Genomic DNA, 9,539 nt, shown 5'->3' on the forward strand with positions numbered 1-9,539 from the left:
TCATATAATTCTCCCAAGAGCTTTTTCTTGCGCTTCAATTCATAAATAAATTGACTTAAATAACCGTACGGCTTGTGAAGTATGAAATGATGGTGAGACATTCTGGCTTTATTTTGAAAAGGCAAAGATAAATTTGTTAACCCATTAATTAAAGTTATTTCTAAAACAATTAAATCCGCTACAAACACAAAAGCTTGCAACGGATTTTTTTGATGTAAATTTTATTACAGAGTTATTCTTTAGCCAATTCTAAAAAGAAACATTCAGTCCTACATTAAACATCAACTGAAATTGATTGAATGATTGATTTTCTAATGGATTGATGTAATAATTCATTCCAGGTTCAATGAAAAATTTGGTCTTTTTAAAGAGTTCATATTGTAGAGTACTACTTAATAAAGTACCGTAAACATATTCATTTACATTTTTATTTTCCCCAATTGAACTTCCATTCAAAGCAATATCATTAGAAATTAACTTCCCAACAAAACCTCCAGTATTCATAATAATATTGGTTTTCTTTTTGCTCAAAATAGCATATGAAACCTCCAATGGCATTTCGAAATACTTCAAATTTTGTGTAACATCACCTTTTTCGAGACCACTTTCATTTTTAGAATTGGAAGAAAATAAATATTCTTCATTTTTTGAAATCGACACAAATTGATAATTGGTTGATGAATTAGGCACATAGTTATCGTTGGCAAGAGGAAGTGAACCGGAAACAGCTCCATACAAGTTTTGCTTATCATAATAAGAAACACCAGCAATTTTTTGTCCCAGCTCGTTAATTTTAAAACCCGAACTTACGCCCCATTTTTTATTCAATTTATAATTGGTCTTCACACCGTAGCCATTAGACTGTTGTGAAGCCACAGTGTAGCCTAATGCTTTTTCATTATTATAATTTTGGGAACTCATAACACCAGCAAAAACCTGAAGAGACCATTTATTGATACTTTCAGAAACCGTTTTTTTCTTTGTTTTGTCTTTATCCAATTGCACTAAAGCCTTTTCTAATTGTTCAACTTCTAATTTTATTTTGTTCAACGAATCTTTTGAACTTGTGCTTTCTGTAATCCCTTTATTGCTGCTCGATCCAGAAACGGAATTATTTTGCTTACTTACTATAGATTTGCTACTATCAGTTGATTGGTTGACTTGAACTGATTTATCAATTACTATCACTGATTTTGAAATGGTATTACTTCCAATTCTTTTATTCTTGTTTCCTTCTGAAATATTATTATTTTGATTATTCACTATAGATTTAGCACTAGAATTTGATTGGCTGATTTGAACTGATTTGTCAATTACTAATTCAGATTTTGAAATTGAATTATCTATAATTACTTTATTCTTGTTCGCTTCTGAAATATTACTGTTTTGATTACTAACTGTAGCGTTTTTACTTGAATTTGAATTACCAACTTGAGCTGATTTATCAATTGATATTTCAGATTTAGTAATATTTGAATTTTGATTTAAAGCTATTGCATTCGATTGTGATTCGTTTTTAACAGTTTGAACCGTTCCATTGATTCTCCATTGATTCAATTTTTTAAGTTTTGGAGAATCTTTTGTTCTAAAAGAAATATTCGAAATGGTTGTTGTCACTACTTGATTACTATTTAAATCCTCATTTTTAATTCCTTTACTATTGAACTTATCATGCTTGTTTTTGGCGTTATTGTCCTTCAGAGTACTATTACTTTTCTCATTTGAATTCTTTTGTAAAACAACTCCATTCACTTTATTTTCCACATTCAATTCAAGATCATTTCCACGATTGGCATTAAAATACAAAATAGTTGGAACAGAAAGTCCAACTACTAAACTAGCAGCAATCGACCACCAAATGATGGCGCGTTTCTTCTTTTTAGGTTCATCTAATTGCGCTTCAATTTTATCCCATAATTCGGGAGGTGGAATACTGGAGTAGTTTTCCAATGAAGAAAAAATAGATTTTGCTTCTTTATTTTTCATGCCTTGTTTCTATTTACTTATGTGGTATTTTATTATGCTGTTTTACAATTTAATACAACCAAAATTCTTTTTTTCAAAATACTCTTGGCTCTATTCAAATTAGATTTCGATGTGCCTTCTGAAATTTGAAGCAACTTTGAAATCTCTTTGTGTTTCATTTTTTCGAAAACAAACAAATTGAAAACCATTCGGTACTGATCTGGTAATTCTTGAATGTATTCCAATAGCTTCTCTTGTTCAATTGGAGCCAACTCTAATTCTTCTTCCTCAATCACATCGGTATCAAAAACATCTAGAAAGAGTACATCTTTTTTCTTTTTCTTTAGTGTTTCCAGCAGTTTATTAATAAAGATTCGTTTGATCCAACCTTCAAAACTACCTTCAAATTTGTATTGCCCCATTTTTTGAAAAGCAATTACAAAAGCCTCCTGAAAAACATCTTTGGCGTCATCTTCATTTCGCATGTATTTAAGACATAGTCCGTATAAAATAGGAGAAAACAACTGATAAATTTTCAGTTGTGCTTCCCGGTCGTTCTCGACACACTTTTTTATATATAGTTCTATGTTTTCTTTCAAGAAATAGGTTTTAAACTCGTTATTTTTTTCTTTTAGTTAAATTAAAATTGGCAAAGACAATTGGGTCATTTAATGCTTCTTTTTGATTATTCAAGAACAAATCTTCATTACTGTAAATTTCCAAAACATCATCTACAAAAATAGGACTTACTTTCGTAGTATTATCAAATTTATTTTTGGCTGTCCCAACAGGCGTAAACTCTCCTTCATCTGTAAAAATAAAAATTTTCCAGGCCCAACTATTCATTATTTCCTTTTTGGAATTTGAATCAAAACCAGTATCATCATTAGCACAGGAACAAAAAGTAAAAACTATAAGATTTATAAAAATTATTTTTTTCATTTCACAAGTATTAAATATTGATACTGGTTTTACAGATTCAATTCCGATTTATTATCTAAAAATTATCATTTTTTTTGATAACAAACCTTTTTTATGATTTAGTTTTCAATTCCGCTATTTTATCTTGAATTACTTTCTTAAAGAGGATAACGTTTTGCGTTTGATCTGTTGAATTATCTGCATCCAAATATATTTTAGTCACAATACCGCCTTGGCTCCATTCAAAATAAATACCGCCTTGATCATGAGAATCAGGTGAACCAAATGTTTTTGTTTGCCCTTTCAAATTTTTAATTTCAGTAGGAATTTTCAAAAGAAAAGCTGCAAAATCATCTTTAAAACCTAATGCTTTATAATTGTATTGATTAAAATCATAAGAATCATAATTCACTTTTAGGTAATGAAGTACTTTGTTGTTTTCTATTCTAAAAAACTGTTGACAATCAGTCCCAGAACATTCTCCAAAATAAGTCCCCATAACAACATAATCATTAATTTGATTTACTTCCTTAAATAAAATAGGTTTGTTTGATTTTGGAAGTATCACATAGTCTGCAGGATAAGTTATAACAGTAGTTACAACCTCATCCTTTTTAGGTACTTTTTCTAAATACTCAACAACTATTTGGCAATCATCTTCAACCACCGATTGAATTTTTATGGCATATCCGCTTGTTGGTTTTGGTCCAGCATAAATTCCCAATATTCTTTTCTGAGTAAAATCCGGCAGTGCAACATCGACCGTTTGACAAGTTGTAAATATTTTTTGCACATCTTCACTTGAGTTTAAAATCACAAAAGAATATTGTTTTGGGTTTTCTTTCAAAACACCACAATAGCTAAAACTCTCATAAGCTACATTGGTAATACTACCGCAATTTTGCACGTTATCATCAGAAATATCAGTACACGAATAAAAGCTTAAAGCAACAAACAAGATCGAAATTAAATTCTTCATATTATATTTAAATTGGGTTATATAATAAAGATGACTTGCAAATAAAAAGGTTGCGTTGCAATCTTAAAAAAAATAAAATTGTTCGTTTAGTATTAGATTTAGAATAATTCGTGAAATTTCATTTTTTAAAATTAAGTACTACGTATTAATGCGTACTTTTACTTTTTTAAAATAAAATTCTATGTTAACAATTCTTCCTTTATTATTGGTCTTTATTATTGCCCTAGCAATTGGTATCTTTATTGGTAAACTCATTTTTTCGGCACGATTCCAATCGGAAAAAGTAAGTCTGGAAGAGAAATTAATCGCTTTGAATTCGCAATTCAGCCAACAAAAAGAGCAATTTTTACTCGATAAAAACACTTTTGAAAAACAACTGGAATTATCCAATTCTGAAAAGGAAAACATCCGAAACGAGAAAGACAGTCTAGCTATTCAACTTTCAAAAAAAGAAGTTGACTTTGAAAATCTTTGGGAGCGCAACAAAGAACAAAAAGAAGAAGTTGAAAAACTTCAAGAAAAATTCACCAAAGAATTTGAGAACCTTGCCAATAAAATATTAGACGAAAAATCAAACAAATTTACCGAGCAAAACAAGGAAAACATGAAAAATATCTTGACTCCATTGCAAGATAAAATTCAGTTATTCGAAAAGAAAGTCGAAGACACCCACAAAGAAAGCATTGATTATCATGCCGCTTTGCGTCAACAAATACTGGGTTTACGCGAAATGAATATTCAAATGAGCAAGGAAACTATCAACTTGACCAAAGCCTTGAAAGGTGACAGTAAAATGCAAGGAAATTGGGGCGAACTAGTGCTAGAACGCGTACTGGAAAAATCGGGACTAGAAAAAGGGCGTGAATACGAAGTACAACAAAGTCATACCACAGAGGATGGAAATCGAGTATTTCCAGATGTTGTTATCAATTTGCCCGACGGAAAAAAGATGGTTGTCGATTCTAAAGTTTCTTTGACTGCCTACGAAAAATACATCAACGAAGATGATGATGAAGCTACAAAAAACCGTTATTTAAAAGAGCATGTCAATTCGATAAAACTTCACGTAGAACAATTAGGAAATAAAAATTATCAGGATCTATACCAAATAGAAAGCCCCGATTTTGTTTTATTATTCATACCGATGGAACCTGCATTTGCTATAGCGCTTAATGAAGACACCACCTTATACAACAAAGCATTCGAAAAAAACATAGTAATTGTTACCCCATCTACCCTATTGGCCACTTTACGTACCATTGATAGTATGTGGACTAACCAAAAACAACAGGAAAATGCCTTTGAAATTGCACGACAAGCGGGTGCATTGTATGATAAATTTGAAGGTTTTGTCGCCGATTTAATAAAAATTGGAAAAAAAATAGACGAGAGTAAAGTGGAATATCAAGGCGCTATGAATAAACTGGTGGACGGAAAAGGAAACCTTATCACCAGCGTTGAAAAACTTAAAAAAATGGGTGCCAAAGCTAAAAAAGCACTTCCGGACAATATTTTGAAAAGAGCCGAAACCGATGATAATTCACTTTTAAATTAAGACAAAATGAAAAAAGTCCTTGCCTTTATTATAATAGTAATTTCAGTTGGTTTTCTAAGTTATTTTGCGTTCATCTATTACGTTCCTGTCAGCGAAGGGATTCGGTCTGGAGAATTAATTCGATTAAGTCATAAAGGTATTGTTGTAAAAACATGGGAAGGCGAATTGAGTCAAGGAATTTCTGGAGCCCAAATTTTCAAATTTTCTGTTTTGGATAGCGACAAAGAAGTGATTGAACAAATGAAGACTTTGCAGGGACATTATGTCAAACTTACTTATGTAGAAAAATACAGAACCTTTTTCTGGTGGGGAGAAACCAGATATTTTATCAAAACAATACAAAAAGAAAAATCCCCTTTTAACCAAAACTAAACCTATGGAGAAAATATACAAAACAGTTGCTTCATCTCATGTCAGTATTTCGGTATTAATGTTACCTTCACATACAAATTTTAGCGGAAAAATTCACGGTGGTTATATTTTATCACTTCTGGATCAAATAGCCTTTGCTTGTGGGTCCAAATTTTCCGGAAATTATTGTGTTACAGCCTCGGTAGATACTGTCAATTTCTTGAAACCTATCGAAGTAGGTGAACTCGTAACAATGAAAGCCTCTGTTAATTATGTTGGGAAAAGTTCAATGATTGTGGGGATTCGAGTAGAAGCCGAGAACATTCAAACAGGCTATAAAAAACATTGCAATTCTTCCTATTTCACAATGGTCGCCAAAGACAACGAGGGTAATAGTATGGCAGTGCCAGGTTTAATTCTCTCAAATTTTGAAGACGTAAAACGCTTTTGCAATTCATTAAAACAAATTGCACTAAAAAAGGAACGTGACTTACACGAAGAAGTATTCAATTACACTTCAAAAGAAACATTAGAAGGTCTAAAAAAATACAACATTCAAATCAATTTGGATTAGTTTTTTTCTTAAGATTCTAAGCATAATACTTACTGAAAATCCATTCAAAAAAGCCAATATCAGAAGAATTAATCTTTTGATATTGGCTTTTTTTTGGCGCAACTTTAAGAGTATTGTCGCAAAAAAAAACGTAACTTTAGGTTAAACCTTTAATAGAAAGAATTATGAAAAAATTTACTCTATTAGTTTTGTTTTTTGTCTTATACCCTATTAGTGCTCAAGAAAAATTAAGCACCTCAAAATGCACAATTTACTTCGAAGCTTCTGTGCCTTTATTTGAAGCCGTTGAAGCAAAAAATGATGCCGTTGACTGTACACTAATTCCAGACAAAAGCCAAATTACCTTTACTGCTGTCATTAAAAATTTTCAATTCAAAAGAGATTTAATGAAAGAACATTTCAATAGCAATTATATGGAAAGTGATCGCTATTCCAAAGCTATTTTTAAAGGAGTTATCGAAAAATTTGATTTAAAAATTGTAACCGAAACTGAAAAAGATTTTCAGATAAAAGGAAAATTAACAATCCATGGTCAAACCAGACTAATTACTGTAAATGCTAAAATTAAAAAAGTAAATAATGGAATACAGATAACTTCTCATTTCACATTAAATACGGACGACTTCAATATTGAAATTCCAAGTATTGTCATTGCCAAAATCTCAAAAAATGTAAATACTCAAATCGATTGCATTTTAAACTAAACTTGTTTCAAACAATCTTTCAATGCCTTTTTGAGGTTTTTGAACTGAAACCTAAAGCCTAGTTTTTTTATTTTATCCGAAGAGACTCTTCTTCCTGTTAAAATAATATCTGCCATTTCACCCATTCCTATTCGGATTAAAAAAGCTGGAACATTCGGGAGCCACATTGAACTCCCAAGTGAATTTGCCAATGCTTTGGAGAAAGATAAATTGGAAGTGCTATCATTGATAGTAGCATTGTATGCTCCAGCTAACTTTTCGTTCTCAATTGCTTCGATATACATCATACATAAATCGTGTATATGGATCCATGGCATATATTGTTTCCCTGATCCCAAAGCACTTCCTAATCCTCTTTTAAAAATAGGGACAAGTTTCTTTAATACCCCTTCATTTCTCCCCAAAACCATACCTGTGCGAATTTTTACGGTGCGAATGCCTAAACCAGCCATCAAATCGGCTGCTTTTTCCCATTCTTGGCAAACCTCCCCAATAAAGTCATTGGCAGGCAATGTGTCTTCAGTGCAAATGCCTTCTCCGTTAATGGCACCATAAAAACCTATTCCTGAAGCCGAAACAAAAGCTTCAACCTTTTTATTATGCTTCTTCAAAACAGAGTAAATCAATTGTGCTGATTGTACCCTACTATCCCTAATTTCTTCTTTTCTTTTGGAAGTCCATTTTTTCTCGGCAATATTCTCTCCTGCCAAGTGAATAATATAATCGGCATTGAGTACAGCCGCTTCTTCCATTTTTTGACTTGAAACATCCCAAATATAGTATATAATTCCATTGATATTGGGTTTACTGCTTCTTGAAAGTATTGAAACTGAATAACCCTTTTTTAACAATTCTGTTGTTAGATACTTCCCGATAAAACCAGTTCCACCTGTTATTAAAACATTCTTTTTCATTACTTTATAAATTAGGGGCAATCAATTATGACTATACAAATATAAGTTAATGTTTTGTTTAGCATTATTAATAATAAGTTAAACGTTATTACCTTTATAAACTAATAAAACTTGAAAACATGGCAACTAAAAAAATAATTTTATCCAAAGACCTCATTCTGTCAATGTATATGAACCATACCTTAGAACATAATGAAAAACCAAAGTCTGTATTTCATTTTTCAAAAGTAAATGGTTTTACAGAAGCCGAATTCTATACCTTTTTTGGCACACTGGAAAGTATCGAAAAGGAAATATTCAATACCTTTTTTGAGAAAACAATCGAGCTATTGCAGAAAGACGATAATTACGAAAGTTACGATATGAAAACCAAACTCTTGAGTTTTTATTTTACTTTCTTCGAATTAATTACTGCCAATAGAAGTTACGTAGTCATGACTTTGAAACAACACCAAAATCAACTGAAAAACCTAATGCTTTTATCCGATTTTAGAAATAAATTCAAAGACTATATCTCCGAAATAATTACAGATGATTTCCGCATTAAGATTGAAAAACTTCAGCAATACCAAGAAAAAGTATTAACAGAATCGTTTTGGATTCAATTCCTGTTAACCTTAAAATTTTGGATAGAAGACTCATCCCCTTCTTTTGAAAAAACGGATATCTACATTGAAAAATCGGTCAAAGTTTCTTTTGAATTAATAGACATTACACCTATTGACAGCTTAATTGATTTTGGAAAATTTATTTTCAAAGAAAAAATAAACAACAAATAATGAAAACGATAGACTACATCCCAACTTCCAAAATTGAAAGAGCTTCAAAACTGGTACACACCGGCGCCAAAGTAGGTGTGAATTATTTGAAATATTATGGAGAAAAAATGGTCAATTCTGATTTGACTCGGGACAAACTCAACGAAAATAATGCCGAAGACATTTACGATGGTTTGAAGAGTTTAAAAGGAAGTGCACTCAAAGTCGCTCAAATGCTCAGTATGGACAAAAGTTTTCTGCCACAGGCTTATGTGGAGAAATTTTCATTGTCTCAGTTTTCAGTGCCACCACTTTCGGCTCCATTGGTTTTGAAAACTTTTAAAACCAACTTGGGAAAAACCCCTTACGAAATTTTTGATGAATTCAATCCCAATTCAGTTAATGCGGCCAGTATTGGTCAAGTGCATATTGCTGTAAAAAACGGAAAAAAACTAGCCGTAAAAATTCAATATCCTGGTGTTGCCAATAGTATTTCATCCGATTTGGCCTTTGTAAAACCAATTGCTATCCGAATGTTTAATCTGCAAGGCAAAGACTCTGATAAGTATTTTAAAGAAGTTGAAGACAAATTGATTGAGGAAACCAATTATCTTCTTGAACTCCAACAAAGTCAAGAAGTAGTTGCCGCTTGCAAAAAAATTGAGCATTTACTTTTCCCCGAATATTATCCCGAGTTCTCGTCCGAGAAAATTATTACGATGGACTGGATGACAGGAATTCATCTTTCTGAATTTACCGCCAAAAACGAAAATCACGAATTAGGAAACCAACTCGGACAAGCTTTATGGGATTTTTAT

The 9,539-nt window shown here is 31.7% G+C and carries 11 protein-coding genes and 1 pseudogene; 6 read left to right on the forward strand and 6 right to left on the reverse strand.

Going from position 1 to position 9,539, the window contains the following annotated elements; all coding sequences use genetic code 11:
- The 5 genes and pseudogenes from VFS71_RS03575 to VFS71_RS03595 form a co-directional block, all read right to left on the reverse strand.
- A pseudogene (locus tag VFS71_RS03575) lies at window positions 1-101 on the reverse strand (pseudouridine synthase); the annotation flags it as partial.
- Window positions 102-249: 148 nt separating this feature from the next.
- On the reverse strand, window positions 250-1,986 hold the full coding sequence (locus VFS71_RS03580; RefSeq protein WP_326399411.1) for a hypothetical protein: 1,737 nt from the start codon (window positions 1,984-1,986) through the stop codon (window positions 250-252).
- Window positions 1,987-2,018: 32 nt separating this feature from the next.
- Window positions 2,019-2,564 carry a sigma-70 family RNA polymerase sigma factor gene (locus tag VFS71_RS03585; RefSeq protein WP_326399412.1) on the reverse strand — a complete coding sequence of 182 codons (546 nt, stop codon included), beginning with the start codon at window positions 2,562-2,564 and terminating at the stop codon, window positions 2,019-2,021.
- 19 nt (window positions 2,565-2,583) lie between these two features.
- A complete protein-coding gene (locus VFS71_RS03590) occupies window positions 2,584-2,907 on the reverse strand; it encodes a hypothetical protein (RefSeq protein ID WP_326399413.1) in 324 nt (107 codons plus the stop codon).
- Between the two features lie 91 nt (window positions 2,908-2,998).
- Window positions 2,999-3,865 (reverse strand): protease complex subunit PrcB family protein, encoded by an 867-nt coding sequence (locus tag VFS71_RS03595; protein WP_326399415.1) that lies wholly within the window; start codon window positions 3,863-3,865, stop codon window positions 2,999-3,001.
- A 181-nt stretch (window positions 3,866-4,046) separates the two neighbouring features.
- On the opposite strand from VFS71_RS03595, the gene rmuC reads away from it, so the two are divergent.
- The 4 genes from rmuC (at window position 4,047) to VFS71_RS03615 (ending at window position 7,049) form a co-directional block, all read left to right on the forward strand.
- The gene (gene rmuC, locus VFS71_RS03600) at window positions 4,047-5,420 is read left to right on the forward strand and encodes a DNA recombination protein RmuC (protein ID WP_326399416.1); all 1,374 of its coding nucleotides are present in this window, start codon (window positions 4,047-4,049) and stop codon (window positions 5,418-5,420) included.
- Window positions 5,421-5,426: 6 nt separating this feature from the next.
- A complete protein-coding gene (locus VFS71_RS03605; protein WP_326399417.1) occupies window positions 5,427-5,792 on the forward strand; it encodes a 6-phosphogluconate dehydrogenase in 366 nt (121 codons plus the stop codon).
- A gap of 4 nt (window positions 5,793-5,796) precedes the next feature.
- On the forward strand, window positions 5,797-6,345 hold the full coding sequence (locus tag VFS71_RS03610) for an acyl-CoA thioesterase (protein ID WP_326399418.1): 549 nt from the start codon (window positions 5,797-5,799) through the stop codon (window positions 6,343-6,345).
- Window positions 6,346-6,509: 164 nt separating this feature from the next.
- Window positions 6,510-7,049, forward strand: coding sequence for a YceI family protein (locus VFS71_RS03615; RefSeq protein ID WP_326399420.1), 540 nt, complete (start codon window positions 6,510-6,512; stop codon window positions 7,047-7,049).
- Here VFS71_RS03615 and VFS71_RS03620 read toward each other — a convergent pair.
- Window positions 7,046-7,963, reverse strand: a complete 918-nt coding sequence (locus VFS71_RS03620; protein ID WP_326399422.1) for a TIGR01777 family oxidoreductase — start codon at window positions 7,961-7,963, stop codon at window positions 7,046-7,048. The genes VFS71_RS03615 and VFS71_RS03620 overlap by 4 nt on opposite strands.
- A gap of 119 nt (window positions 7,964-8,082) precedes the next feature.
- On the opposite strand from VFS71_RS03620, the gene VFS71_RS03625 reads away from it, so the two are divergent.
- Window positions 8,083-8,742: a TetR family transcriptional regulator C-terminal domain-containing protein gene (locus VFS71_RS03625; RefSeq protein ID WP_326399424.1), complete on the forward strand. Its 660-nt coding sequence runs from the start codon at window positions 8,083-8,085 to the stop codon at window positions 8,740-8,742.
- Window positions 8,742-9,539, forward strand: a 798-nt coding sequence (locus VFS71_RS03630) for an ABC1 kinase family protein (RefSeq protein ID WP_326399425.1), incomplete at its 3' end; no start/stop codon positions are given. The genes VFS71_RS03625 and VFS71_RS03630, both read left to right, overlap by 1 nt.

Source organism: Flavobacterium sp., from assembly GCF_035760125.1.
In the GTDB taxonomy this organism is placed as follows: Bacteria; Bacteroidota; Bacteroidia; order Flavobacteriales; family Flavobacteriaceae; genus Flavobacterium.